This is a genomic window from Pseudomonas sp. SIMBA_067, from assembly GCF_046534675.1.
Classification (GTDB): Bacteria; Pseudomonadota; Gammaproteobacteria; order Pseudomonadales; family Pseudomonadaceae; genus Aquipseudomonas; species Aquipseudomonas putida.
Window position 1 is genome coordinate 1 of sequence record NZ_JAWRYH010001191.1, and the last position, 242, is coordinate 242.

The 242-nt window shown below is 66.1% G+C and carries 1 pseudogene; it reads left to right on the top strand.

Annotated elements, in window-relative coordinates:
* Positions 1 to 242: pseudogene (locus SB765_RS33045) on the top strand (carbon-nitrogen hydrolase family protein); the annotation flags it as partial.

A 242-nucleotide genomic window follows, 5' to 3' on the forward strand; every position in this document is an offset into this window, starting at 1 on the left:
GCTGAGCAACCCGCTGCGCTATGGCCTGGCGATGCTGCGCGCCAACGCCGACGACTGGCGCACCGACGCGCACTTGCGCATGAAGGCCGAGCAGATGGCCGCCGACTATCAGCAGCTGTTCGGTGGCCTGGCCAAGGAGTTTGGGGTAACCCTGGTGGCTGGCTCTATCGTGCTCCCTGCCCCTTATGTCAAACAGGGCGTGCTGCACGCCGGCAGTGGCCCGCTGTACAACAGCAGCGTGG